We start from the raw sequence: 24,914 nt of genomic DNA, 5'->3' as shown, positions 1-24,914 counted from the left end.
CGCCGTCCCGCCACGCCGTCACACCGCCAGCGGCTCCAGGTCCCGGTACACCCGCCGCCGCTGCCCGACCAGGCGGGTGATCCCGTTGCCCTCACCCAGCTTCTGGCCGAGCCGGCGCAGCTCGGCGAGGGTCGCCTCGCGCAGACGCTGCGCCTCCTCCTCCCGGCCGAGGGAACGCAGCGTCAACGCGGAGTTGCTGATGACGGCGAGTGTCTCGGGGTGCTGGGGACCGAGGACGGACTTCAGGACATTGCGGGCCGGCTCCTCCAGGGCCCAGGCCTCCTCCGCGCGGCCCTTCTCCGCCAGCACGTTGGCGTGGTTCGCGCGGGCGAAGAGGGTGTGGGGATGCTCGTCGCCCAGCGTCGCCGCCATGCGCTCCGTCACCTGCTGGAACACCTCCTCGGCCTCCTCGGAGTCACCGCAGGCCCACAGATAGATGCCGAGGTTGTTGAGCGCGGCCTGCGTGTAGGGGTGCTCCCTGCCCGGCACCTTCACATAGTGCTCCAGCACACTCCTGACGGTCTCCCGCGCCCGGTCGGGCTCGTCGGCGGCGTACAGGTCGGCCGCCAGGTTCAGCTCGCAGGCGAGCGAGTCGGGGATCGGCTCGGGAAACTTGTCCCTGGTGTACTGCGTCCGGTACTGGGTGAGCGTGGCACGGGTCAGCCGGTGCGCGTCCACGAACTGGCCCGCCCGCCTCAGCGACACGGCGAGCGACTTGGCGCAGCTGAGCGTGCCGGGGAAGTCCTTGCCGAGAACCCGCTTGTGGATCTCGTACGCCTCGGACAGCACCGCCACCGAATCGGTGTACCGGCCGACCTCCCGCAGATCGCGGCCGAGCCCCTGGGCCGAGATCAGCGTGTAGGGGTGGTCGGGGCCGAGGACCTCCCGGCGGCGGGTGTAGGTGTCCTGGTCGACGTCGCGGGCCTCGTCGTAGTGACCCACCATGCGCAGGGCGAGCGCGAGGTTGTTCGCGGCGTTGAGCGTCCTGCCGTGCGACTCGTGGAAGATCTGGCTGAACCCCTGGTGGGCCTCACGGGCCAGCTTCACCGCCTTGGTGTACTCGCCCAGCGCGGCCAGGTCGCTGGCGAGGCTGGAGGTGGTGACGTAGGTGTGGGGATGGGTGGGGCCCAGCACCCTCAGCTGCCGCTCGCGCACCTCCTCGTCGATGTCGCGCGCCTCCACGAAACGCCCCTGTGTGCGCAGCACGTTGGCGAGCTGCCCGTGCAGGTACATGTACTGCATGTCGTCCTCGCCGAGCGTCTCCTTCCAGTACGTCAGCAGGTCCTCGGCCAGCCTCCGCGCTCCGGGGAAGTCGCCGCGCTTCCACAGATAGCGGACCCGGTCGATGAGCAGCCGACGCGGCTCGACCTCGTGACAGTCGCGCAGCTCGGAGGCGTTCAGATGCGGCCAGATGATGGCGAACCGGGGCCAGGTCTCGGCATCGTCGATGGGCTCGTCCCCGGGCGGACGGGCGCCGACGAGCATCGCGTGGACCACGTGCCGGGCCCGCCGCTGCTCCTTCTCGGTGAGCCGGGAGCGGATCACGGCCTGCACCAGCCGGTGGACCTGGATGCTGGTGCTCGCCTGGTCGACCTTGGCGAGGGCGAAGCGGCCGATCTCCCGGATGACCCGGCCCAGCATCAGGCTCTCCTGGAGGCTCGGGTCGACCTTCTTCAACTCGTCGAGCATCTCCCGGCTGTACAGCAGGTGGGAGGAGATCGGCTCGGGAGCCATGAAGGCGCACAGCTGCAGCAGCCGCACCGAGGCGGGGGAGCGCTCTCGCAGCCGGGTGATGGAGATGTTCCAGGTCGCCGCCACGGTCTCGGGATAGTCGGCGGGCTGGTTGAGATCGAGGACACCGGTGGTCTGCTCGTTCAGCTGCCGCAGATACTCCTCGATGGGCGTGGCGGTCTCGGCCAGCCAGGCCCCCGCCTGCTCCACGGCCAGTGGCAGGTCGCCCACCGCCTCCGCCACGCGGTCGGCCTCCTCGGCGCTCAGCCCGGGGGCGCGCCGGGAGAGGTGTTCGACGCTGTCGGGCCGGGGGAAGACGTCGACGGGCAGCGAGGTGCCCCGCTGCTCCCAGGTCTGGTTGCGGGAGGTGACGAGGATGTGCCCGCCGCCGCCCTGCGGGAAGAACCGGGTCAGCTCCTCGGGGCTGTCGGCGTTGTCGAAGACCAGGATCCAGCGCTTGGTCGGCACGCCCTCGGCGAGCATCCGTACCGTCTCCTGGCTGACCAGTGTCATGTCGTCGCCGCCGGGCGCGTGGATACGGGCGCCGAGTTCGGCGAGGGCGGAGGAGACGCCGTCGCCGTGCTCGGCGGAGATCCACCACACCAGGTCGTAGTCGGCCATGAAGCGGTGCACGTACTCCAGCGCGACCTGTGTCTTGCCGACACCGCCGAGACCGAACAGGGTCTTGGGCTGGCTCCCCACGGCCGACACCCCGCCGCGCAGCTGCTCGCGCAGCTCGTCGAGGATGCGGCTGCGGCCGGTGAACGTGGTGTTGCGCTGCGGCGCGTTCCACACGGCGGGAGCGCTCCCCGGGAAGCGGGGCTCCACGACACCGAGGTCGTCGGGCCGCTCCGGCAGCTTCAGCGCGCCGAGCAGGGCGGAGACGCACTGGGCGGCGTCGAACCGGTACAGGTCCACCGGTTCGTGGTCGACGTACACGTCGGGGAGGCGGACCTCGTCCACGCGCAGCGGCACCATGGTGGCGCGCGGCACCGCCAGGGCGGTGTCGGCCAGGGAGCGCCAGACCGACGGGGCGTGCCGGGACTTCTGGAAGGCGTGGGACAGCAGCAGGAGGGCCCGCGTGGCGGGGTCCAGACGTTCCGGCGGCCCGGTGGACACGTCGTGCAGGGTGACATTGCAGCCGGTCTGTCTGAGGACGGCCTCGACCCAGTCCGCCCACATCCGGTTCTCCGCCGCGTACACGAGGACGATGTCCGTCATCGGCTGCCGCCGGGTGAATGCCTCCAGACAGCGCTGCCGCACCGGTTCCGGCACCGGTGGCAGTGCGGTGACCTCGCCGTCGGAGATCACCTTCGTCAGCCGTTCGAAGGCGGACAGCAGGGAGTTCGCGATGTTGCTCTTGTCACCGACGGTCGCGAGCGTCTCCTCGTACGCGTAGAACGGGACGTACGGGATCTCCATCGCGCCCCAGTAGGCGTCCTGCTGTTCGGCGCCGAGTTCCTCGCCGTCGGAACCTCTGGGCAGCCCCTCGAACCGCAGCCGGGCCAGCGCCCGGCCCGCGTCGACCTTCCTCTTCTCGCCCTCGTCGATGCGCATCAGCACCGGCAGCACCCTGATCCGCCGCTTGTGCTGGCCGCCCTCGACGCTGCGGGCCACCGCCGCCGCCCCGTCCAGGGACTGACCGCTGAGCGTGAAGCAGTCGACGAGCACGTCGGGCATCTGGATGGTGCAGATGTCCGCGCTGTCCGACAGACCCGTGCGGCTGTCGATGAGGACGTAGTCGTAGGCCGCCTTCATGTCCTCGCGCAGGGCGTCCAGGAACTGGCCGCCGCCGAGCCGTTCGTAGAAGTTGTCCCACTCGAACGACGACACGGTCGCCGAGTACTCCCGGTTCCGCCGGCCGGCCGACAGGAAGTCGAGCGAGCCGCCCTCGGGGAAGGACAGCCCGAGCCGTTCGGGGCCGAGGGACACGGCGTGCTGCTCGACGCGGGCGAACTCCCGGTGCCAGGGGCCGGTGCGCGGGCCGCCGGTGGTCGCGGCCCAGCAGTATTCGGTGATCATGTCGAGGACGCCGGTGGTGGAGGCGAGGACGCTCTGGTCGAGGAACGGCTGGAAGAAGCGGTCGAGCCCCGGTGCCTCCAGGTCCCAGTCGACGGCGAGCACCCGCTTGCCGTTGGCGGCCAGGATCCAGGCCGCGTTGGCGAGGGCCATCGTGCGGCCCGTACCCCCCTTGTACGAGTAGAAGGTGATGATGCGTCCGTCCTTACGGGCCGTCATGCTTCTCCTCCGTGGTCGGAATCCGCATCGGGGTAGGCCGGATCGGCGAGGCTCAGCCGGGGCCTGGGTGGGACCGGGCCGGGGGGCGGGTGGGCCTTGGCGTGTCTGAGGAACTGCCGGGTCGCCTGGGCCACGACCACCGGCAGGATCTCGGTGAACTGCTTGAGGGTGGGTACGCCGTTGACCGCCGCCCAGCACTTGGCGCGGCGTCCCCTCTCCAGGATCACCGGCAGGGTGTCCTCCAGCTCCTCCTTCAGCCGCTCGCCCTGTTCGCCGCGGCACTGCAGGTCGAGACGGTTCCAGGGGACGATCGCGCCGACCCACGGGTGGGCGGCCGAGTCGAATGTCTTGAGCCGGTGGCGCCGCTCCCGGTCGAGCAGCGCCCAGCGGTCGAGCAGGAGGATCCCCGGATGGGGCTCGGGTTGCTGCCCCGCCCCGTCGGCCTCGGACTCGGCCGTGGTGAGGGCGTCGGTGCCGGGGTCCGGGAGATCGAAGTCCGACACGGTGATCCGGTAGTCGAGGGACCGGATCAGTTCCTCGGCCAGCGCGGAGAGCGGGCGCCGGGACTCACTGTGGTACGGGTTCCACTCCGTGGCGTCCTCGCCGTAGGGGACGGCGTCCCGGCCCTCCGGCACCGAACTCCGGCTGGGCGCCACCACGGTGAGGTGGATACGGCGCGGCCCCTCGCCGTGCGGCCGGAACGCGCTGTGCGTCGACTCGTACGGCCGGGGCCGGCTCGACGGCAGCGGGGTGTTCTCGGCGACCTGCACGATCCGCTGGGCGAGACCGAACACGATCTCCTCGTACTCGTCCCGCAGCCGCTTGAGCTTGATCAGCCCGTAGATGCCGTACGACGAGTAGCGCTCGCCGAACTTGGAGCGCTCGACCTGGATCTGCCGGACGGACTCGGGGAGGTTCTCCAGGTCCATGCTCGTCCACAGGACCGGGACGATGGCCGGGATGTCACCGAGGCCCGCGGTGCGGGCCTCGCGGATGCGTTCGTCGAAGGCGAACCACTCGCGCCCGCAGTTGTCGCTGGCGAAATAGCGGGGAGAGTACAGCGGGACGAACACCCGGCAGTGCGCGAGATTCTCACTGAGCCGGTCCGGCCAGCCCTCCCCGGACCGCATCTCCCGGTCCAGGAATCCCGCGGGCGTCCCCCGCGGATGAGCGGTGAGGGCCAGGACGTCCGCGCACAGATCCTTGTAGAGCAGGTGCACCCAGTGATCGGGGTCGCCGCTGTCGGGACCCGAGGACGGCGTGTGCGCGTAACTGAGAAAGAAGTACGGCCGATTGTCCGGAGCCCGCCCCCGCGCAGATGTGTCCACACGCCCCCCGCCTTTCGATGCCTCGTGCCCCCGCCCAGGCGCCCTCCAGCCGGAACCAACAATGTGCCCGATCAGCACCCCTGGCACATGGATCGGTTCACGTCATTTCAGAGCGATATCCGGACATCAGATGCTGTGCCGTATCGACAGCATCGCGCATTCCGAACGCAAACGTCGGTTTTCCCGCGAACTCCCTTTCCGCGAACAAAGCATGCGGTAGGCGAGCACCGATCACCCCGAAGTCACCGTCGTACAGGGAGAGATCCCGGTATTCGATCCAGTTGCCCTTGTCCTCCACCACACAGCGGTACGTGCGGGTGGGCGGCGGCGGGCTCATCCGGTACTCGGCGAGATGGAAGGCGGTGCACACCTCGAACCCGACCCGGAGCAGCAGGACCTGGGCGTCGGCCTGGTACAGCGCCGCCATCGGGGACCGCTCGCCGAGGTGGCAGTACGGATCGTGGCCGTCGAGCAACTCCTCGGCGCGGCGCCCGATCGCGGCGAAGGAGGTCTGCGGATGCGCGCTGCGCACCGCCCCGGGAGTGGTGCGCACGCACTCGGCGAGGGCGCCCATGGCGGGGCAGGGGGTGGCGTTCGGTTCGAACGGGGGCATCGACGCGCGGAGCTCGGCCCTCTCCCGCTCGGTCATCCCCTCGGTCCGGCGGTGGTACGCGGGGGAGGTGTCGGAGTTCTCCGGGGTGAACGCGGGGACGACGAGCGTGCCCTCGGGGCCGAGCGTGTCCAGCAGGACGTTCCGTACCTCGGTGGGGCTCAGTCCGGTGCCGTGCAACGACGAGTGGACCATCAGGACACCACCCGGCCGGATCCCGATGGCGGCGAGCATGCCGCGCAGTTCGGCCGTCTCAGCCATGTACCACCGCCAGTTCCGTACGCAGCTCGTCGACCAGATGGAGGCCGCTCGACGTGAGGTGGTGCCCCGAGGAGCGGACGAGTCCGTCGAGGACGTCCCGTGCCCGGCGCCGCAGCGACTCGGCGGTGTCGTGCGGAGCGTCGGCGAGGTGTCCCACGCACTCGCTCGCCTCGTCGAGCAGCCGGTCGGCGGAACTGCCCGGCACGCTGAGATCGGTGACCTCCCGCAGAGCGGCGAGCCTGGATCTGCGGCCCAGGAGCGGCAGTTGCCGCAGGAACGCGTCGGGCTCGAAGTCGACGGCCACCCCGAGCGCGCCGAACGCGTGCGTGCCGAGCCGCAGCCCCGAGCCCGGGACGAGAGGGGTGACCGTGGTGGCGACGAGCGCGTCGGCGTTCTTGCGCCAGCCCGGCTCCCGCGCGTCCAGTGCCTCGTGGGCCGCGCGCAGTCGCTTCGCGAAGAGCGCCAGGTCGCTCGGGGGCAGCGGGTCGGCGGCCCGTGCCTCGAAGCGGTCGCGGTGCGGATCGGCGTCGTCGAGGAGAAGCGTCGGCCCGTCGGTGAGTTCCACCGTCGTGAGCGGCCGCCATGCGACGGTGAGTTCCGTGCCGTCCTCCCCCGTGCCGCGCACCTCGAGACCGCTCGTCGTGATCAGGCACTCGACCCGTCCGGGGCCCGAGAGCCGCAGAGTGCCGAGGGTCGGCAGGTGGAGATCAGGACCGGGCTGTTGCCAGGCGAGGGTCGCCTCCGCACCCGCCGACACGAGGGCCGCGGTGACCGCCGCCATCAGCCGGGGGAGGTCGGCGGGGCTGTCCAGGCAGCTGCGCAGGACGGCCCGCAGGTACGGGTGGGCGAGGACGGTGTTGAGGTGTGCGGCGGTGGTGCCGTCGGCGTCCAGCCGGACCAGCATGCGCCAGGCCGCGTCCCAGTCGGGGGCGCCCGCATGCCTCGCGTTGACCCGGGCCAGCAGGTCCCGGTCCAACTGCAACTGAGCCAGCCGCAGTTCCTCGGCGTCGGTGACCGCGGGGTGGAGCGCGCGGTCGGTGATCCGCTCGGCGATCCCCTCCACCAGGGCCCGGAGGTCGCCGCAGAACACCGAGGGATTGTCGAAGCCCTTCTCGCTGCTGTACCGGTGGGCGTAGAGGCCGCCGCCGCAGGACTCCACCACCGGGCACCGCCGGCAGGTCTCGCTCACTCCGGCGATGCCCAGCTGGCGGGCGCGGACGCCGGGATGCTCCGCGAACTCCGCGAAGCCGTGCCGGAAGACGTCGTAGCCCGTCGCCGGAGCGCCCTCGTACGCCGTCTTGAGCGAGTCGGCCTGCTCGAAGGTGCCGTCGGTCTCGATCACGGCCAGGTCGGAGGGCGCGAGGCCCAGCGCCTCGGTGAGACTGGGGCCGCCGCGCAGGGTGCTGAGGACGGACTCGAAGGTGCGCACCGGCATGGGGCGTCCCTGTTCCTCCCACCGGTCGAAGACCTTCAGCAGCCAGTCGGCGTACGGTGTGGCCGGCCTGCCCGGCTCATGACCCGGCGGAGGGGTGTCCCAGGTGGAGTGCGGAAGCAGGTAGTCGATCCGGGGAGGATCGAGGGAAGCCAGCGCGTCGTGCACCGCGACCGGGTCGTTGGCCACGTCCACGGTGCACAGCAGTCCCTGGTACAGGTGTCGGTGCTCGGGAAGGCGGAGGAGTTCGATCGCCCGCAGGACCCGGTCGTAGCTGCTGCGGCCCCGACGGTCGAGCCGGTGCCGGTCGTTGGCCACACGGTCTCCGTCGAGCGAGATCCCGATCTTGACCTGGAATTCGTCGAAGATCCGCAAGTGGTCTCTGTTCAAGCGCACCGCGTTGGTGTGAATTCGCAGATCGAGGGCGGTGACCGGGGCGAGAGCGCGGGTGAGTTCCGCGCAGATTCGTCCGAGCCGGGCCGGTCCGGCAAGGAGGGGCTCGCCGCCGTGCAGAATGACCGTGACGGATTCCAGATTTCTCGCGACCACGTACTCGGTGAGGCGACGGGCGACCTGTCCGAGGGTTTCCTCGGAGATGACGGTCGGCCGTGAACGCCACGACTGATCGGATGCCTCATACACATAACAGTGGTCGCACGCCAGGTCGCACCGACTGTGGATCTTGAGCACCAGTTGCTGGATCGCGGGGTCCCTCACTTCGGCAGTGTAAGCCCTCGCGCCGCGCGGGGAAGACATGACGACGGGGCCCAACTTCCTTGATCAACAAGGAGGTTGAGGCCCCGGCCGACCCGTGTCAGATGCTGGAGGTGAAGCCTTGCCTGGCGAGGCGCAGGTCGCGAGCGTCCGTCACGCGCCCCGTGGAGCGCTGGGTGCGGGGCTCGTGCGCGCCGACCGTCGCGAGCGGGGCGAGCCTCGTGTGGGCCGACCGGGTGGTGTCCGATCCGCGCGTCGTCTTGGTGAAGGAAAGGTTCATCTCGTCGCTCCAGTTCGAAAAAGGGACGCTGTCATCGGTCCCTTGCTGACGAGGTCCTTTTGGTCGAGGCTCGGACATGAGAGGGGGACGACAGACTACAGACTTGCGCGTTTCTATCATGCGTCAGCAGGTGTTCGCTGCGCGATATGAGGGGTGGCGCTCTGGCGGGAATTCAAGATTGACGAGAGCATGACCATTCCGTCGACTTCGGCATCCGTACGAGGTGTGCATGGCTGCGACGCCCGGCCCCAGCACCACGGTGAGTGATCGAGATCTGTCCCCGTTGTTCCAGGTGTGCGATGAGAAGGCGGTGACCCATCAGGGGGAATCCTTCAAGGTCGTCCGTATGCAGCTCGTCGTCCTGCTGCTCGCCACCGCGACCGCCTCGCTGGCCGAGCGGGTGGGAAGCCGTGTGCCCTCGGCCGTCGCGGCCGTGCTGTACGCGCTGACGATCGGCATCGGTGTCTACGCCTCCCGGCGCCGCGCCCGCGTGCAGTGGCAGGCGCACCGGGCGGCGGCCGAGGTGGTCAAGTCGCTGGCCTGGCAGTTCATGGTGCATGGCGGGCCGTTCCCCTCACGGCTCGTCAACCCCGAGGCGATGTTCGCGGAACGGCTGGAGGAACGGCTCAGCGAGCTGCGCAAGGTGGGCTGGGACGACCCCCGTGAGGGCGTCACCGGACTCGGGCTCGGACAGATCACCCCGATGATGCGCGCGGTGCGGGCCAAGCCGTTCGCTGCCCGGCGCGACATCTATCTCCGTGACCGCGTCTCGGAACAGCTCACCTGGTATGGCAACAAGGCCGGGGACGCGCACCGCTCGTCGGTGCGGTGGTCGGGCATGACGACCTTTCTGACGCTGCTGGCGCTGCTCGCCGCCGTGCTCAGGGCCGCCGGGACGATCGAGGGCCGCTGGGACCCGACCGGAGTGCTGAGCGCCGCCGCCGCGGCGGGCGTGGCCTGGCAGGAGGTCCGGCGTCACCGGCCGCTGACGTACGCGCACAAGCTCGTCGAACAGGATCTGGACACCCTGCGCGTCGCCATGAGCACGACGGTGGGTGAGGACGGCTGGGCCGACGCGGTCGCCGAGGCGGAGCGGGTGGTCTCGCCCCAGCACACGGACTGGCTGGTGCGGTTCGGGACCTGATCGTGCGGTGGAGGCGCCGGCGCCGTGTCAGGCGCGGCGCACGCCCGGGCTCCACAGCACCGTCACCGGGACACCCATGAGGTGGGCGTAGTCGACGATATCGGCCGTGCCGCCGAGACCGCGGGGCGGATCGCCGTCCCAGACGGCGATCAGGCGGTCGGTGTGGTCGACGATGTGACGGCCCGCCGCGTAGTACGCCTCCTCGTGGGTGCGTTCGCGCGGCAGTTCCACGCGTTCGCCGCAGCACTTCAGGAGCCGGCGGTAGGCGGCCCTGACCTCCTCGTCCCCGAGGTGGGCCTCGTAGTCCATGCCGGGGATCACGGCGGTCAGCTGCAGCCCGTTCTCCAGGGCGATCTCCGCGAAGAGCTGGTCGGCGCCGGCGGCGAGGCTGCTCAGGGCCCGGGTGGTGGCGGGGCGGCCCCGTAACTCCGCCCGGATGCCCGAACGGACGGCCGGGAGGGCGGCTTCCGGGATCTCCCGGTGTCCGGTGATACCGATCCGGGTCACGTGGCCTGGCATCCGTGCGCTCACCTCCGTGGCCGCGTTCCTCCGAGTAACCCTAGCGTCGGGCGACTCCGGCGAGAACGGCACAAACAGGTGTTCGGTGGGGCGTCACGGGCTCACGGGGGCGACCACCGGGTGACCGCCGTGGCCCCGGCCGCCCTCCCGTGCTCCGGGTGCTGCCGCCCGCGGGGAATGTTCACGGAAATGCCGACGGGAAACCCGACGAGAAGGCGCACGGGAGGTTCGGAGAAGTGTTCGCCGGGTGTGCGCGGCGGTCGTGAGAGCAGGTCGACCACGAGGTGTCCGCGGAACGGGGTGCGCGGTCCCGGTCCCGCCGTCAGTCGCCCACCGGGTCCAGGCTGATGGGGGCGATGCGGCCGTCCAGCATGGCGCCGACGCCGAGCGCGGCGCAGACGTCGGGGCGTTCGGCGATGTGGACCGGCATCCCGGTGGCGTGGCGGAGCATCTGGTCGAATCCGGGGAGCAGGGCGCTGCCGCCGACCATCATGATGCCCCGGTCGGCGAGGTCGGCCACCAGGTCGGGCGGGCAGTCCCGCAGCACCTTGCCGATGCCGTCGACCACGGCGGTGAGCGGGGTCTGGATGGCGTCGCGCACGGCCGCGGTGTCCACCTGCACGGAGCGGGCGAGGCCGGTCGCCACGTCGAGGCCGTGGATCTCGGTGGAGGCGGGGCCGTGCGGGGTGAGCCCGTTGCCGGAGAGGGCGAGCTGCAGCGGCCGTACGGACTGACTGGGCAGTGTCAGTTCGTGGCGCAGCCGCAGGTGCTGCACGATCGCGTGGTCGATGGCCTCACCGCCGACGGGAATCCGTACGGCGCTGACGACCGAGCCGAGGGAGAGGACGGCCAGCTCGGTGGCCCCTGCCCCGCAGACCATGATCATGGTGGCCTCGGGCTGCTCGACGGGCAGGCCGCAGCCGACGGCCGCCGCGATGAGCGTGTCCACCAGCTCCACGCGACGGGCGCCGAGGCCCACCAGGGTCTCGATCGTGGCGCGCTGGGCGAGCGGGTCGGCGCCGTGCGGGGTGCAGGCGGCCGCGCGCAGCACGGGCTTGCGGCGCAGGGTGCGGCGGACCCGGTCGCCCAGCAGCTGACGCAGCATCCGCTGGGCCATCTCGATGTCGACCACCGTGCCGCCGGAGACGGGGCGGACGACCCGGATGTAGTCGGGCGTACGGCCCATCATCTTCTCGGCGAACTCCCCGACGGCGATCAGCGCGCCCGTCCGGATGTTCACGGCGGCCACGCTCGGCTGGTCCACCACCAGGCCCGCGCCCTTCACGTACACGCGGGTCCGCGCGGCTCCCAGGTCGACGCCGAAGTGGCAGCGGCGCAGCTGCTCCAGAGTGGCGGTCATCGCGGTCATTGCGGATCCTCCCGAGAGCACGGACCGAGCGGGCCCGCCGCCGGTCGGCGGTTCCCTGGTTCCCTTGCATCGTGCGCGGGGCCGGGCCGGGGTGCCCGCTGGGGTGGGCCGGGTGGGGTGCGGCCGGACGGGTGGTCCGGTGACGGCGGGTCAGGCGGGAGCGGCCCGACGGACGCGGGGAAAGGACGGGCGAGGCGGGGGCTCGACCGGGTGGTGAAGGGGCTCGATCGGTCGGGCGGGCCGGGGGCGGCCGTCAGCCGGGTGGGCGCGCCGTCGCGGGTTCGGCCCCCTCCCGTGGTACCTCCCCCACGATCCCTCGGACGACCCCCAGCTCCACCAGGTCCTGGGGACGCACCCGCAGTGCGTCCGCCGTCGCCCGCACCAGTTCCCGCGGCCGCTTGAGGATCGCGGCGGCCGGTTCCGGCGCGATCACCGAGAAGTAGCTGTCCGGGGTGGCCCAGGTGTGGTCGGGGGCGGCGAGGGCGAGGGCGCCGCCGGAGCCGCCCTCGCCGATGAGGAGGGTGGTGAGGGGAGTGCGGGCGGTGGCGACGGCGGTGAACAGGTCGGCGATGGCGGGGCCCGCCCCCTGCCGTTCGGCTTCGGCGTCGTTCGCGGCGCCGGGGGTGTCGACGAGGGTCAGGACGGGGATGCCGAGGCGGTCGGCGAGGCGGATCAGGCGGGCGGCGGTGCGGTAGCCCGCCGGGCGGGTCGGGGTGCCGCACTGGGCCGCGTAGGCGACGGTCCGGCCCTCGTGTGTGCCGAAGCCGCACAGCATGCCGGGGTCGGTGCCGCCCGTGCGGTCCCCGCCGACGGCCGTGCGGCGGGAGAAGTAGGCGTCCAGGTACGCCTCGGCGCGGGGGCGTCGGGGGTGGCGGGCGCGCTGTACGGCTTCCCAGCCGGTGGCGGGCAGGGGCGTCTCGTGGGGTGTGGGGGACGGCCCGGCGGGAGGCTGTGGTGCGTCGGGGCCGGTCGCGCGGTCGACGGCTCCCGGGGTCGGGAGGGCGTGCGGTGGGGGAGCGGGGGTCGTGGAGGGGCTGGTCAGGAGGGTCAGCCAGAGGGTGAGCGTGGCGCGGAGGTCCTCCGGGCGCACGATCGCGTCGGCCGAGCCCGCCGCCACCTGGGACTCGGCCGTGTACGCCACCGGGTCCGCGCCGGGCGGGCGGACCCGGGAGCCGGCGAAGCCGACCTGGGCGCCGGGGAGGGCGAGGACGATGTCGGCGCCGGCGCCCAGGGTGGCCCAGCCGCCGCCCGTCGTGGGATCGCGGAGCACCGCGATCCGGGGCAGCCCGGCCACGCTCGTCAGCGCCGACTCCCGTGCCACACGCTGGAGTTGGGCGAGGGCACGCATCCCCTCCTGCATCCGGCTGCCGCCCGTCGCGACCAGGGAGACGACCGGGAGGCGGTGCGCACGGGCGTACGCGTGCGCCGCCACCAGACGGTCGCCGGTGCGTTCGCCGAGCGACCCGCCGAGGAACCCGAACTCGAAGGAGATCAGCACGGCCGCCGTACCGCCGATCACCGCCCGCCCGCACACCACCGACTCCGTCTCCCCGGTGCGCTCGGCGGCACGGGCGCGGGAGGCGTCGTAACCCTGCCAGGCGAGGGGACCGTCGGGGGCGTACTCCCCTTCGGGCGGGGGGAGTTCGGTGAAGTCGTCCGTCAGGGAGGCGATGGCCTCGCGGGCCGGGACGCGCCGGTCACTCATGCGTCTTCAGCGCCCGCTTCATGATCTTGCCCATGTCGTTGCGAGGCAGGGAGGAGAGGTAGTGGACCCGTCGGGGACGCTTGTGGGGCGACAGGTGGGCGGCCACATGGCTCGCCAACTCGCCCGCCGGAGGCGGGGACTGGGGGTCCGCCGGGACGATCCAGGCGACCACGCGCTCGCCGAGATCGGGGTCCGGTTCGCCGGTGACGGCGGCTTCCCGTACCCCCGGGTGCTCCAGCAGGGCGTTCTCGATCTCGCCCGCGCCGATCTTGTAGCCGCCGCTCTTGATGAGGTCGGTGGCCTTGCGGCCGACGATGCGCACATAGCCGTCCGGGTCGCGCACGGCCATGTCGCCGGTGCGGAACCAGCCGTCGGGGGCGAACGCGGCGGCGGTCGCGTCGGGGCGGTTGAGGTACTCGGTGAAGAGGTTGGGGCCGCGCACCTGGATCTCGCCCACCGACTCGCCGTCGTACGCGGTGAGCGGGGTGCCGTCCTCCTCGACCAGCCGCAGCTCCACACCCGGCAGCGGGAGTCCGACGGTGCCGGCGCGGGCCTCGCCGTCCGCGCGGACGCTCGTGTTCATGAGGGTCTCCGTCATGCCGTACCGCTCGATCACCCGGCGTCCGGTGGCCGCCGCGATCCGTTCGTGGTCGTGCACCGGCAGCGCGGCCGAGCCGGAGACGAGGAGGCGGGCGCCACCGAGCGCCTTCGCCAGTTCCGGGTCGGCGGGCAGGGCCTCCGCGAGGCGGTGGTACATCGTGGGGACGCCGAACAGCATCGTCGCGCCGGCCGACAGCTCCCGGGCCACCGCGGCCGTGTCGAACCTGCCCAGATGACGGACCGCGCCGCCGCGCCGCAGCGGGCCCAGGACGCCCAGGATCAGACCGTGGACGTGGAAGAGGGGGAGGGCGTGGACGAGGACGTCGTCGGCGGTCCACTGCCAGGCGTCGGCCAGCGCGTCCAGGGTGGTCGTGATGGCGCGGCGGGGGATGACGGCCCCCTTGGGCGGGCCGGTGGTGCCCGAGGTGTACACGACGAGGGCGGCGGACTCCTCGCCGGCCGAGTCCCCGGTGGGGGCCGTCCCGGCTCCGCCGCCGCGCGCACCGGCCTCGTCACCGACCGTGGCACGGGACTCGTCACCGACCGTGGCTCCGGAACCGGCATCGACCTCGACATCGATGCGGGTCAACTCGCCCAGTGGCGGCGGCAGTTCGTCATCCGGTGCGGCGAGGACGAGTGAGGGTGCGCTGTCGCCGAGGATGTGCCCCAGCTCCTTCTCCCCGGACTTCGGGTTCAGGGGCACGGCGGGGACGCCGGCCCGCAGTGCCGCCACCACGGCCACGGCGGTCTCCATCGTGGGCGTCGCCCAGACGGCCACCCGGCCGGCGTCCTTGAGCCGGGCGGCCAGGGTGTCGGTCACGGCCGCGAGTTCCCCGTACGTCAGGGATCGGTCGCCGAAGCGCAGGGCGGGGCGTCCGGGGGTCCGGGCTTCGCCGGTGAGGGCCGGGAAGAGAGGGGGCACGTCTCGTACTCCTTGGTTGTCGCCGTCCGAGGTACCGTTACCGCACATCTGACTACCCGAACCCCGGAACCACCAGTACCAGCCACCCCACCCGTCCACCGATGCGGCAGGGTGGCACGGCGGCCGCGGACGTCCCGCGGCCGGACGCCGTCGTCCTGGACTCCACGGACTGAGCGAGCCTCCGCGCCGCCCACCCCTGGGTGCGGGACCTCTCCTACGTGCCGGCCCCGTCCCGCACCACGTCCGCCACCACGCAGCTCACGTTGTCGGGGCCGCCCGCGCCGTTCGCCTCGGTGACGAGCGCGTGTGCCGCGGCATCCGGGTCCTGGGCGGTGGACAGGATGTGCCGGATGTCGGGGTCGGGAACGACCGTCGACAGGCCGTCGGAGCACAGGAGCCACCGGTCGCCGGGGTGGGCGTCGTGGAGACGCAGGTCGGGGGTGGACGCGGTGTCACTGTTGGTCAACGCCTTGAGCAGCAGGGCGGGTTGGGGATGGGTGGACGCCTCCTCCGGGGTCAGCCGGCCCTCGTCGATCATCGACTGGACGACGGTGTGGTCGTGGGTGATCCGGAACAGCTCCCCTTCGCGCAGCAGATACGCGCGGGAGTCGCCGATGTGCACGAGGGCGAGCCGGGAACCGGTCCAGAGCATCGCGGTCAGGGTCGTGCCGTCGTCCCCGTTCCCCGCGATGCCACGCACGGCGGCGCTCGCGCCCCGCACCGCCTCCTCCAGCAGGTTCAGCACACTGCCCGCCGGCAGGGTGTCACGGTCCAGGACCTTCAGCGCCTCCACGGCGGCCGTGCTCGCGGGGGCCCCGGCCGGGCCGAAGCCGTCGGCGACGGCGAGGACCCGGGAGCCCGCGTAGGCGGTGTCCTGGTTGGCGGCGCGGACCAGGCCGGTGTCGGAGAGCGCGGCGTAACGGAGTTCCAGCATGTCGGTGTCCTCCTCGGACTCGCACGGGTGGGTGAGGTGGTCCACGAGGAAGGCCGCCAGGTCGCGCCGGGTCGCCGTCTCGGCCTCGACCCCGGCCCAGTACGCCCGGATCTCCCGGGCCGCGGGGCCCGGCTCCAGCGCGCACACCGTACGGATCCGGGCCAGCGGCATGCCGAGCCGGCGCAGCCAGGCCACCAGCCGGGCCTGCTCCAACTGCTCGGCGGCGTAGTAGCGGTAGCCGGTGTCCGGGTCGACCCGGGCGGGCCGCAGGAGTTCCAGCTCGTCGTAGAGCCGCAGCGCCTTCGGTGACAGTCGGCTGGCCTTCGCGAAGGCACCGATCGTCAGCGTCTTCCTTTTCATGTCCCTCCCTCGTGCCGCTCTCGATGCTGGGGCTTCACCGAAGGGCAAGGTCAAGCGATTCGCTCTCCACCGTGCCGATCATCCGTTATCTTTTCGTGACCAGGTCGGCCACATCCGATCACATACCGATCACACTCTGAAGGAACATGACCGCGCACAAGGCATCACGTCGCTCCCGCACCCGCCGCCGGAGGAGGAAGGCGCCCGAGTCGCGCGGCAGAGGGCCGCTGTGGGGCGGCCTCGGGGCCGTGGCGGTCGTCGGTGTCGCCGGGTTCGCCGCGGTGGGCTGGATGAGCGCTGGCACGGGCGAGTCGGCCGGTGAGGCGGGGGCCGCCTCGTCCGCCGAGCCCTCGCCCGAGCGCCCCCGCCGCTCCTCGAGCCCGAGCGCGAGCCCCAGCGCGAGCGGCGGCGCCGGCGCCGGTGAGGGCGCTCCCGGCAGCAGCCCGTCCTCCTCGCCCAGTTCGTCGCCGAGCCAGTCGGCGTCGGCATCCGCGTCCGCGTCCGCGTCCGCGTCGTCCAGTGGTGCGTCGGTCACCATCCCCCGGACCGGGCCCGGCACGTTCACCACGGCCGGAGGCGGCAGCGGCAAGGTCGGCAAGGGCACCCCCCTGCGCTACCGGGTCGAGGTCGAGAAGGGGCTGTCGCTGTCGCCCGCCGAGGTCGCCGAGGAGGTGGAGGACATCCTCGCCGACCCGCGCGGCTGGACGACGGACGGTGAGTCGGCCTTCCAGCGGGTCCCCGGCGGCGCCACCGACTTCGTCGTCAAGGTCGCCACCCCCGGCACCGTGGACGACGTCTGCGGCCGGTTCGGGCTGAACACCCGCGGCGAGTTCAACTGCAACGTCGGCGACGACGTCATGGTCAACCTCGAACGCTGGGAACTGGCGACCCCCGTCTACGCCGACGACGTCGAGGCCTACCGCGCCCTGATCATCAACCATGAGGTGGGCCACTTCCTCGGCCAGGGCCATGTCACCTGCCCCGGCAAGGGCAAGCCGGCCCCGGCGATGATGCAGCAGATCAAGGGCATGAAGGGCTGCGTCCCCAACGTCTGGCCGTACGACGACCGGGGCCGTCTCATCACGGGGCCGTCCGTACCCTGAGGGACACGCACAGGAACGGACCCACGAGATCGGAGCGCCCCCGTGGCCCGCACAGCCGCCCCCCGCCCCCGCACAGCCGCCCCCCGTATCGCCCTCGCCACCTACGACCCCGGGCCGGAGACGAGCCACGACCGGGATCTGCCGGTGCTGGTGCGGGCGCTGCGGGACGCCGGGGCCGACGCGGCGGCCGTGCACTGGGACGACCCTGCGGCCGACTGGGCCGGGTACGACCTCGTCGTCATCCGGTCCACCTGGGACTACAGCTGGCGCGCGGCCGAGTTCGTGGCCTGGGCGGAAAAGGCCGACGAGGCCGGCCGGCTCGCCAACCCGGCCGACGTCGTGCGCTGGAACACCGACAAGCGGTACCTCGGTGACCTCGCCGCCGCCGGGGTGCCCGTCGTGCCGACGGCCTATCTCGCGCCGGGCGACCCCCTGGAGCTTCCGGAGACACACCAGTACGTCGTCAAGCCGACCTCCGGCGCGGGCGCCCGTTTCGCCGCCCGGTACACCCCCGGCCAGCGGGACACCGCCGTACGGCATGTCGGGCGGATGCACGCCGAAGGGCTCACCGCGATGGTGCAGCCCTTCGTGACCAGCATCGACACCGAGGGGGAGCGGGCCCTGCAGTTCTTCGGGGGCCGATTGCTGCACGCCAGCCGCAAGGGCGCGGTGCTCGCGCCCGGCACGGCCTACGACGCCGACAAGACCGCCCACCCGGACCTTGCGCCCTGGACCCCGACCGAGGACGAACTCGCCGTCGCCGAGCGGGCGTTGGCGGCCGTACCGGGGGCGCCCGAGCTGCTGTACGCGCGCGTCGACCTCGTCACCGGCGAGGACGGGCGGCCCTGCGTGATGGAGCTGGAACTCGTCGAACCCAACCTCTTCCTGTGGCTGCACCCGGAGTCGCTGCCCCGTGCGGTCGAGGCGATCCTGGCGGCGGCGACCGTCGGCTGAACTCCGGTCCCCCACCCGGTCCCGTCTCCCGGACCCGCGAGCCCGCCTCACCCGAAGAGGCGGGAAATCCGCGAAGCGCGCGTCCCGCCCGTGCCCGCTGCCTACCCTTCGGGGTTACAACAGCGCGTACGGGAACCACAACTGAGAGCGTGACCAGCATCGTGGGCGGATCGGAGTCGCGGCGCACGTCCGGTTTCCCGGCGGAGCTGACGAGCTTCGTGGGGCGACGGGACGAGGCCGCCGATGTCAGACGGTTGTTGACGGCGGGCAGACTGCTGACCCTGACGGGACCGGGCGGGGTGGGCAAGACCCGGCTCGCCGGGCATGTGGCGGGAGAGGTCGCCCGGGCCTTCCCGGACGGCGTGTGGCTCGTGCCCCTGGCCGCGCTGAGCGACGAGGCGTTCGTCCCGCACGCCGTGAACGACGCGCTCGGCGTCCGCAACGAGACGGTACGGCCCCCACTGGAGATCCTCGTCGACCACCTGCGCGAGCGGCGGTTATTGATCGTCCTCGACAACTGCGAGCATCTGCTGCGCAGTTGCGCCGTCCTCGCCCAGGCCGTGCTGGCGGCCACCGAGGGCGTACGGATCCTCGCCACCAGCAGACACCGGCTCGGTCTGGCCGGGGAACACCTCTTCGAGGTGCCGCCGCTGCCCGCCCCCGCCACGGAGGAACTGACCCCGTCGGCGGTCGAGTCCTTCCCGGCCCTCAGGCTGTTCGCCGACCGGGCGGCCGCCGTGGTCCCCGGCTTCACCGTCGGGGAGGCGAACCAGCAGGCGGTGGCCCGCCTCTGCCGGCGCCTCGACGGACTGCCGCTCGCCATCGAACTGGCGGCGGTCCGGGTGCGCGCCCTGGGCGTCGACCAGCTCGTCGAACGCCTCGACGACCGCTACCAGCTCCTCACCTGCGGCAGCCCGACCTCCGCTCCCCGCCACCGCACCCTGCGCTCCGCAGTCGACTGGAGCCATGAACTGTGCACCCCGCAGGAGCAGTTGGTGTGGGCATGGCTGTCCGTGTTCGTCGGCGGCTTCGATCTGGCCGCCGCCGAGGCCGTCTGCGCCGGGGACGACGGCACCGGGGACAGGATCGCCCCGTGCGCCGTGCTGGACGCCGTCGCCGGGCTCGTCGACAAGTCGGTGCTCGTCCGGGAGGAACACGCCGGGCAGGTCCGCTACCGGCTGCTGGTCTCCCTGCGCGACTACGGACTGGAGAAGCTGCACGACCTGGGCGAGGCGACCGAGACCCGGCGGCGCCACCGCGACCACTTCGCCCGCCTCGGCGCCGAGTACGAGCAGGCCTGGTTCGGGCCCGACCAGGCGGAGATCACCGAACGCATCCGTATCGACCAGGACAACTTCCGTGCCGCGCTGGACTTCTGTCTCACCACCCCGGGCGAGGCCCAGCACGGGCTGCGGCTCGCCGCCGGCCTGTGGTTCCACTGGGTCGCGGGCGGCATCTGGGGCGAGGGCCGGCACTGGATGGACGGCGCCCTGCGGGCCGGGGCCCGGCCCGACGCCGGCCTGACCCGCGCCATGTGGGCGGGTGCCCTGACCTCGCTGGTGCACAGCCGCTCCGCCGCCGTCCTCGCCGGCCTGGACCCGTTACGGAGCGCCGCCGACGACGACGCGGAACTCCCGGTGCCCGCGCCCCCGCCCGTGCCGGCCGGCGCTCTTGTCCCGGGCCGGGCCCGCGCCTCCACCGTCTTCGTCGTCCTCACCCGCGTCGAACTGGCCTGCTCCCTCGTCAGCCGGGGCCGCGCCGCGGAGGCCATCCCGCTGTGCGCCGAGGCCGTCGCCCTGTGCGAGGCGCACGGGGAACAGTGGGCCCGTTCCTGGGCGCTGCGCACCCTCGCCCTCGCCCACTGGTCGGCCGGACAGTACGAGCGCGCCGCCGAGCACGCCCGCGCCTGCCTGCGACTCCCGTACACCGTGCGCCAGCACCAGAGTCTCGCCCGCACCCTCGACCTGCTCGCCGCCGCCGAGGCCCTGGCGGGCCACGCCGAGCGGGCGGGCGTGCTGCGCGGGGCCGTCGACCGCATCTGGCACGACATCGGCGGCAACCCCATGGACGCCCTGCGCCCCGGCCGCCCCCGCGCCGCCGAGCAGCACGCCCGTCGCGCCCTCGGCGACCACGCCTACACCCTGGCCCACCGCAGGGGCGGCCGTCTGACCGCGGAACAGGCGGTGGCGTACGCGCTCGGTGAGGCGGGGAGGGGCCGGGTGCCCGGCGCGCGCGAGAGGGAGGGGCCCGCCCCGGTCCCCCGTACGCGCGCCGCCTCGACCGGGGGTGCGGGTGCCGCCCCGGCCACCGGTCCCGTCGGCACGTCCTGGGCCCCGGGCGCCGGGTCCGCCGACCCGGTCCCCCTCACCCGCCGTGAACTCCAGGTCGCCGCCCTCGTCGCCCAGGGCCGTACCAACAAACAGATCGCCGACCACCTGGTCATCGCCCGCCGCACCGCCGAGGGGCACGTCGAGCGCATCCTCGTGAAGCTGGGCTTCCACAACCGCAGTCAGGTCGCGGCCTGGTTCAGCGCGCGGGCGGGGCTGTAGCGGGAGCCGGCAGGGGCACGGACAGGGTGGTCAGGGTGCCCCGTTCGGTGCCGCGCACCCGGACACGGCCGGCTCCGGCGCCCGGGGCCGTGATCAGCGCCTCGGCGAGCCGCGGCCCGCGCCCCGCTGGCCGCCCTGCCGCGGGGCCGGGCCCGTACCCCGTCACCTCGCAGCGCAACTCGCCAGCCCCGGCGTGGAGTTCGACGAATCCGGCGCCGTCCCCGCGGACTCCGCTGCCGTCTCCGTGGACTCTGCTGCCGCCCCCGTGCTCCACGGCGTCCGCCGCGAGCTCCGTCACGGCCTGGACGAGGGCGCCCCGCACGGCGGCGCAGAGGCCGGCCCGGACGCCGGCCTCCTCGACGAGCGAGCGCAGCAGGGGGAGACCCGCCGCGTCGAACTCCGTCCGCAGCAGCGGAGCCCCTCTCACCCGGTGTCTCCCACGGCTCCGGCTCCGGCCCCGGCCCCGCTCGGATCCCCGTCCGCCTCCACGCTGACCAGCAGCTGGGGCACCTCGCCGGCGCCCAGCTGCTCCAGCACCAGCCCCAGCAGCTCGCCGCAGCGCACGGTGACCTCGCTGCCGGCCGGGAGGGACGCGGCGAGGCTGATCAGCTGCCAGGCGCAGTGGGCCTCCATGAAGCACAGGTCACGCAGGTCGAGGACGAGGTGGCTGGGGCCGGCGTCGTCACGGCGTTCCACTGCCTCGCGCAGGGCCTCGACGAACTCGGTACGCGTGCTCAGCTCGGCGCTGCCGGCGATCCGCTCGCCCTCGGGGGTCTCGGTGGCCTCCAGGGAGTCGAGGCGTTCCATGACCCGCAGCGGGTGGACCTTGCCGACGCGGGCCGTCAGGTCGTCGTCGAAGTGCCGCCGGTCGTACCAGCAGATGGCGGTGAACAGCGGATCCGCGAACAGCGGGGCCACGGACGCCTCGTAGTCCAGCAGCCGGTCGTGCCCGAGGTTCATCCGGGGCGCCCAGCTCATGTCCGCGGTGACCCGCAACCCCGTCCAGCCCTCGTGGCAGGCACGGTCGACCTCGGAGGCGTAGGTGTCGATCGTGCGCTGCTCCCGGAAGCGGCCGTCGGGGGCGTAGATCTCCGTGTTGCGCTTGAGCGACAGCTGACCCCCGGCCCGCGCGGCCACGACCTGCCCGCTGCCCCGGTCCAACAGGGCGACCACCTCGTCGTCGCTCAGGTCGTCCGGGTCCATGACGAGCAGGACCTTCTCCCCGCGCGCCAGGCTGGTCCGGGTGTACGCGGTGAACACCTTCCAGGGGGACTCCCCGGTGGCTTCCCCCGGCGTCCCCGGTCCCATGCACGCGTGGTCCCCCAGCCGCAGCCGCTCGACGGGCACGGTTCGCTCCGCGGGGTGCCGGGTCGTCATGGGGCCGCCCTTCCGTGAGATCACCACTCTGCTCTGCACGGACAGTAGGCCCAGCGGTGCCCCTCACGGCCGGATGATCGCCAATCTTCCGATCGGGGAGCTTTGGTGAGCGATCGCGGCGAAAATCGACCGGTGGTGCACGTGAACTGATGAGACGCGATCAGGCCCGGTCAGGTGGCTGCGGGACGGTGGCGATCCGCTGCAGCAGCCCCCACGTGAACTCCGCGACGCACTCCCGCCGCACCCCCTGCCCGTCGGGGGCGTGGAACCGCAGTCCCCAGCGCGTGGGCGCCGTCCCCTCCAGCGGTCGCGCCGGCGCGAACGCCCGCGCGACCTCGTCCACCGTGCAGGACCACGGCGTCAGATCCTCCAGCGCGCGCAACTCGGGCCCGGCCACCCCCGGCGCCCGCACCAGCCACTCGTTCCACACCGCCCCGTTCGGCGCGAGCAGCACCTCGAAGCGGAGACCGGCCCACAACGGCACCGGCCACAGCCATGCCTCGCAGTCCAGGTCGCCGATCTTCTGGACGGTGACGGACTCCGGCGGGCCGAGGACCGACCGGTAGCGGGAGGCCGAGCCCCGCGTCCGGGGCGAGCGCACCATCGCCTGCCACCGCCGGTTCGCCTCCCGCATGTCCGCGACGGAGACGCCCAGCTCACGGCGGGCGTCCTCGACCAGGTGCGGGTTGTGGTCGGCCATGCGGCGGAGCATGACGAGCTGGAAGTCCAGCGGGGTGAACGGACCGGAGGGCCTATCGGGGCCGGGGCGGCGCTTCGCGGAGGACATGGGGTCCATCGTGGCCCACGGCACCGGAGGTGGCCCGGCGGTCATCGGCCCGCTCACCCGGGCGGCGCCCGTCCGGCAGGAACAGCACCGAGTTGACGTACCGCCCGGCGAGCGGCAGGACACGCCGGAGCAGCCCCTGGGACGCCCGGTGCGACGTACGCGCCTGGTGGGCCTCCAGGGTGGCCGGGACGAGGGGGAGCCAGGTCCCGGCGGGCAGGACCCAGCCGGCGTAGCCGAGGCCGGCCAGGAGGTCGACGACCGGGGCGATCGGCTGGATACGGGCCTCCAGTTCGACGAACAGGGCGGGGCGGTCCCGGGCCAGCAGGCCCGACGCGCCGCGCAGGACGGCCAGTTCGTTGCCGTCGACGTCGATCTTGACGAAGCCGACGTCCGTCAGGCCGAGCCCGTCGAGGGTGACGCAGGCGACGTCCAGTGCACGGGCGTGGATGTCCCGGCGGACCAGGGAGGACACCCCCCGGCCGCCGTCGTCGCCGGACGGCAGCCAGAGGCGGGCCGTGCCCGGCCCGTCCGAGGCGGCGGCCTGGACGACCCGGACGTTGGCCGGAGCCGACGCGGCGAGCAGCCGGGCGAGCCGGGGCGCTGGCTCCACGGTCACCACCCGCGCGGCCCGTGCGGCCAGCCGGTGCGTCCAGGGGCCGTACCAGCCGCCGACGTCCACCGCCGTACCGCAGTCCGGCGGGCACAGGTCGTCGAGCCGGTTCAGCTCCGGCTCGAACCGCGGGTAGACGGACCGGGCGGCCGCGGCGACCAGTCGGTCCGGGAGGAGCGGCGCCAGCCGAGCGGCGAGTGTGGTCATGAACCCGTCCTCCTGAGCAGCAGTGCGGAGAGTTTCTCGTGTTCGTCCTCGGTCACCTGCTCGCCCGACGACGGCAGCAGCTGCGGAATGCCGTCGATGATCGGGTAACGGCGGTGCAGCCGGGGGTTGTAGAGCGACTCCGGCGCCCGGGCGCCGGTGGTGCCGGTCCGCTCCTCCTCGTGGACCACCAGGTGCAGCGGCCCCTTGTCCAGCGGGCACGCCAGGATCTGGAGCAACGGGTCGTCGGGATTCATGGAGGGGTCAACTCCTTGGCCGGTGAGGGGTCGTGGGGCGCCGGGGGCGCGGGGGCGTCGTGCTTGGGCATGCTCAGGAGTACGGCGACCGCCAGCACCGTGCCGGACAGCCGCAGGGCCAGACGCAGCGGATCGTCGGGCAGCGACTCGCCGAACGACAGCGTCCCGAGCACCGCCGTGAACAGGGAGGTCACCGTCGTACAGACCGGCACGATCAGCGAGGCCCGGCAGCGCTGCAGCGCCGCCTGTGACATCACCAGACCGAACGCGCCGGTGACGAGCAGGAGATACGGGTACGGGGAGCGCAGCAGGCCCGCCACCGCTTCCCCGAATCCGTCGGTGGTCAGACGGCTGGACACACCCTTGATCGCGAGCGAGCTGACGCCGTACAGCAGGCCCACGGCCACGCCGTACTCGACGCCCGTGGTCGGCAGCCGGTGCCGGTGTCGGGCGCGCCGCTCGGCGGACCGGTAGAGCCCCACCCCCGCCGCCAGCGCGGGCAGGCAGATCGTCAGGACCAGCGCGTACGGCGCCCCGCGGCCGACGGTGTCGGCGCTCTCGTCCAGCGACAGCACCACCATCAGCAGCGCGGCGAGGATGGCCCCGAGGGCGTACCGCTCCCGGCCCGTGGTCCGCTCGCCGAGCAGCCGCGCCGAGAGCAGGACCAGCAGGACCAGCCCCGACACGAAGATGCCCTGGGCGGCGGCGATCGGCAGGGTCCGGTACACGGCCAGCTGGGCGGCGAACCCGGCGGCCAGCGACAGCGAACCCGCGATCCACAGCGGGCTGCCGACGACCTGCCGCAGCAGCTTCACCGGGGCGCGGACCGTGACCTGCGGCATGGCGGTGAGCGCACGCTTCTCCAGGACGAACCCGGTGCTGTAGAGCGCGTTCGCCAGCAGGGCCGCGGCCACTCCCCACCACAT

20 protein-coding genes are annotated in these 24,914 nt (G+C 72.8%); 4 read left to right on the top strand and 16 right to left on the bottom strand.

Translation table 11 applies throughout. The features are described 5' to 3' along the window. Window positions 1–18: 18 nt before the first annotated feature. From fxsT to ACFU5F_RS19655, 5 genes are all read right to left on the bottom strand, one after another. On the bottom strand, window positions 19–3,969 hold the full coding sequence (fxsT, locus tag ACFU5F_RS19675; protein ID WP_383888651.1) for an FxSxx-COOH system tetratricopeptide repeat protein: 3,951 nt from the start codon (window positions 3,967–3,969) through the stop codon (window positions 19–21). Continuing rightward, window positions 3,966–5,297 (bottom strand): TIR-like protein FxsC, encoded by a 1,332-nt coding sequence (locus tag ACFU5F_RS19670; protein ID WP_383888649.1) that lies wholly within the window; start codon window positions 5,295–5,297, stop codon window positions 3,966–3,968. Before ACFU5F_RS19670 ends, fxsT begins: the two co-directional genes overlap by 4 nt. A gap of 97 nt (window positions 5,298–5,394) precedes the next feature. Beyond that, on the bottom strand, window positions 5,395–6,168 hold the full coding sequence (locus ACFU5F_RS19665; RefSeq protein WP_383888646.1) for an AAC(3) family N-acetyltransferase: 774 nt from the start codon (window positions 6,166–6,168) through the stop codon (window positions 5,395–5,397). After that, on the bottom strand, window positions 6,161–8,317 hold the full coding sequence (fxsBH, locus tag ACFU5F_RS19660; RefSeq protein WP_383888643.1) for a radical SAM/SPASM protein FxsBH, inactivated beta-hydroxylase extension form: 2,157 nt from the start codon (window positions 8,315–8,317) through the stop codon (window positions 6,161–6,163). The genes ACFU5F_RS19665 and fxsBH overlap by 8 nt, the downstream gene beginning before the upstream one ends. Before the next feature lie 97 nt (window positions 8,318–8,414). Then, window positions 8,415–8,594 (bottom strand): hypothetical protein, encoded by a 180-nt coding sequence (locus tag ACFU5F_RS19655; RefSeq protein WP_383888640.1) that lies wholly within the window; start codon window positions 8,592–8,594, stop codon window positions 8,415–8,417. 229 nt (window positions 8,595–8,823) lie between these two features. Between ACFU5F_RS19655 and ACFU5F_RS19650 the strand changes: the two genes are divergently transcribed. After that, window positions 8,824–9,738: a DUF4231 domain-containing protein gene (locus ACFU5F_RS19650; RefSeq protein ID WP_383888638.1), complete on the top strand. Its 915-nt coding sequence runs from the start codon at window positions 8,824–8,826 to the stop codon at window positions 9,736–9,738. Window positions 9,739–9,765: 27 nt separating this feature from the next. Here the strand turns inward: ACFU5F_RS19650 and ACFU5F_RS19645 are convergent, their stop codons facing one another. The 5 genes from ACFU5F_RS19645 to ACFU5F_RS19625 all read right to left on the bottom strand — a co-directional run bounded on the left by ACFU5F_RS19645 (window position 9,766) and on the right by ACFU5F_RS19625 (window position 16,147). After that, a complete protein-coding gene (locus ACFU5F_RS19645) occupies window positions 9,766–10,257 on the bottom strand; it encodes a hypothetical protein (RefSeq protein WP_383888635.1) in 492 nt (163 codons plus the stop codon). A gap of 322 nt (window positions 10,258–10,579) precedes the next feature. Then, a complete protein-coding gene (locus tag ACFU5F_RS19640; protein WP_383888690.1) occupies window positions 10,580–11,617 on the bottom strand; it encodes a rod shape-determining protein in 1,038 nt (345 codons plus the stop codon). A 262-nt stretch (window positions 11,618–11,879) separates the two neighbouring features. Further along, on the bottom strand, window positions 11,880–13,331 hold the full coding sequence (locus ACFU5F_RS19635) for a carboxyl transferase domain-containing protein (RefSeq protein ID WP_383888631.1): 1,452 nt from the start codon (window positions 13,329–13,331) through the stop codon (window positions 11,880–11,882). Then, the gene (locus ACFU5F_RS19630) at window positions 13,324–14,853 is read right to left on the bottom strand and encodes an acyl-CoA synthetase (protein ID WP_383888628.1); all 1,530 of its coding nucleotides are present in this window, start codon (window positions 14,851–14,853) and stop codon (window positions 13,324–13,326) included. The genes ACFU5F_RS19635 and ACFU5F_RS19630 overlap by 8 nt, the downstream gene beginning before the upstream one ends. A gap of 214 nt (window positions 14,854–15,067) precedes the next feature. Next, a complete protein-coding gene (locus tag ACFU5F_RS19625) occupies window positions 15,068–16,147 on the bottom strand; it encodes a MerR family transcriptional regulator (RefSeq protein WP_383888625.1) in 1,080 nt (359 codons plus the stop codon). A gap of 146 nt (window positions 16,148–16,293) precedes the next feature. Between ACFU5F_RS19625 and ACFU5F_RS19620 the strand changes: the two genes are divergently transcribed. From ACFU5F_RS19620 to ACFU5F_RS19610, 3 genes are all read left to right on the top strand, one after another. Continuing rightward, window positions 16,294–17,250, top strand: coding sequence for a DUF3152 domain-containing protein (locus tag ACFU5F_RS19620; RefSeq protein ID WP_383888622.1), 957 nt, complete (start codon window positions 16,294–16,296; stop codon window positions 17,248–17,250). A 42-nt stretch (window positions 17,251–17,292) separates the two neighbouring features. Further along, window positions 17,293–18,204 carry a RimK family alpha-L-glutamate ligase gene (locus ACFU5F_RS19615; protein ID WP_383888620.1) on the top strand — a complete coding sequence of 304 codons (912 nt, stop codon included), beginning with the start codon at window positions 17,293–17,295 and terminating at the stop codon, window positions 18,202–18,204. 149 nt (window positions 18,205–18,353) lie between these two features. Next, window positions 18,354–20,753 carry an ATP-binding protein gene (locus ACFU5F_RS19610; RefSeq protein WP_383888617.1) on the top strand — a complete coding sequence of 800 codons (2,400 nt, stop codon included), beginning with the start codon at window positions 18,354–18,356 and terminating at the stop codon, window positions 20,751–20,753. Here ACFU5F_RS19610 and ACFU5F_RS19605 read toward each other — a convergent pair. From ACFU5F_RS19605 to ACFU5F_RS19580, 6 genes are all read right to left on the bottom strand, one after another. Beyond that, window positions 20,731–21,180 (bottom strand): ATP-binding protein, encoded by a 450-nt coding sequence (locus tag ACFU5F_RS19605; RefSeq protein ID WP_383888614.1) that lies wholly within the window; start codon window positions 21,178–21,180, stop codon window positions 20,731–20,733. The genes ACFU5F_RS19610 and ACFU5F_RS19605 overlap by 23 nt on opposite strands. Further along, entirely contained in the window at window positions 21,177–22,130 is a 954-nt protein-coding gene (locus ACFU5F_RS19600; protein WP_383888611.1) for an MEDS domain-containing protein, read from the bottom strand. Before ACFU5F_RS19600 ends, ACFU5F_RS19605 begins: the two co-directional genes overlap by 4 nt. A 160-nt stretch (window positions 22,131–22,290) precedes the next feature. Next, window positions 22,291–22,926, bottom strand: coding sequence for a hypothetical protein (locus tag ACFU5F_RS19595; protein ID WP_383888610.1), 636 nt, complete (start codon window positions 22,924–22,926; stop codon window positions 22,291–22,293). Continuing rightward, entirely contained in the window at window positions 22,883–23,734 is an 852-nt protein-coding gene (locus tag ACFU5F_RS19590) for an FkbM family methyltransferase (protein WP_383888608.1), read from the bottom strand. Before ACFU5F_RS19590 ends, ACFU5F_RS19595 begins: the two co-directional genes overlap by 44 nt. Further along, window positions 23,731–23,988: a Trm112 family protein gene (locus ACFU5F_RS19585; protein ID WP_383888605.1), complete on the bottom strand. Its 258-nt coding sequence runs from the start codon at window positions 23,986–23,988 to the stop codon at window positions 23,731–23,733. Before ACFU5F_RS19585 ends, ACFU5F_RS19590 begins: the two co-directional genes overlap by 4 nt. Further along, on the bottom strand, window positions 23,985–24,902 hold the full coding sequence (locus tag ACFU5F_RS19580; protein ID WP_383888688.1) for a hypothetical protein: 918 nt from the start codon (window positions 24,900–24,902) through the stop codon (window positions 23,985–23,987). Before ACFU5F_RS19580 ends, ACFU5F_RS19585 begins: the two co-directional genes overlap by 4 nt. Window positions 24,903–24,914 lie beyond the last annotated feature (12 nt).

This window comes from Streptomyces sp. NPDC057438 (assembly GCF_042802995.1).
Classification (GTDB): domain Bacteria; phylum Actinomycetota; class Actinomycetes; order Streptomycetales; family Streptomycetaceae; genus Streptomyces.
Note: the sequence above shows the minus strand (reverse complement) of the source record. Positions and strands in the feature narration are given on the sequence as shown.